Source organism: Fontibacter flavus, from assembly GCF_042432905.1.
Taxonomy (GTDB): domain Bacteria; phylum Bacteroidota; class Bacteroidia; order Cytophagales; family Cyclobacteriaceae; genus Fontibacter; species Fontibacter flavus.
This window is the reverse complement of the sequence record NZ_JBHLWI010000079.1, coordinates 1-949: the sequence shown is the minus strand read 5'-3', so window position 1 is coordinate 949 and position 949 is coordinate 1. Positions and strand designations below refer to the sequence as shown.

Here is a 949-nt window from a genome sequence, read left to right as displayed (position 1 = left end):
GATCACGGTGACCAACACGGGCAACGTGAGTTTGACCGGAGTTGCTGTAACGGATCCTTTTGCAGGCGGAGCGGCCCTGGAAAGCGGAGACGCGAACAATAACGGTGTGCTTGACATCGGAGAGGCATGGGTTTACAGTGCTGTTTATGCAGCCACCCAGAGCGATATCGATGCGGGAGATGACCTGGTGAACACCGCTTATGTGAACACCAACGAGACTTCCGAGCAGAGCGCAACGGCAACGACCACGATCACACAGTCCCCATCGCTGACCATCAGCAAGACTGTGGACGCTACCAATATTTCGGCTCCACAGGATCTGACCTACACGATCACGGTGACCAACACGGGCAACGTGAGTTTGACCGGAGTTGCTGTAACGGATCCTTTTGCAGGCGGAGCGGCCCTGGAAAGCGGAGACGCGAACAATAACGGCGTGCTTGACATCGGAGAGGCCTGGGTTTACAGCGCTGTTTATGCAGCCACCCAGAGCGATATCGATGCGGGAGATGACCTGGTGAACACCGCTTATGTGAACACCAACGAGACTTCCGAGCAGAGCGCAACGGCAACGACCACGATCACGCAGTCCCCATCGCTGACCATCAGCAAAACTGTGGATGCTACCAATATTTCGGCTCCACAGGACCTGACCTACACGATCACGGTGACCAACACGGGCAACGTGAGTTTGACCGGAGTTGCTGTAACTGATCCTTTTGCAGGCGGAGCGGCCCTGGAAAGCGGAGACGCTGACAGTGACGGTGTGCTTGACATCGGAGAGGCCTGGGTTTACAGCGCTGTTTATACAGCCACCCAGAGTGATATCGATGCGGGAGATGACCTGGTGAACACCGCTTATGTGAACACCAACGAGACTTCCGAGCAGAGCGCAACGGCAACGACCACGATCACACAGTCCCCATCGCTGACCATCAGCAAAACTGTG

General features: G+C 56.0%; 1 protein-coding gene. It reads left to right on the top strand.

Translation table 11 applies throughout. The annotated features are described in order from the left end of the window. The coding region (locus ACFFIP_RS18055) for a CLIPPER-2 domain-containing protein (RefSeq protein ID WP_446685334.1) at positions 1–949 on the top strand (949 nt) is incomplete at both ends.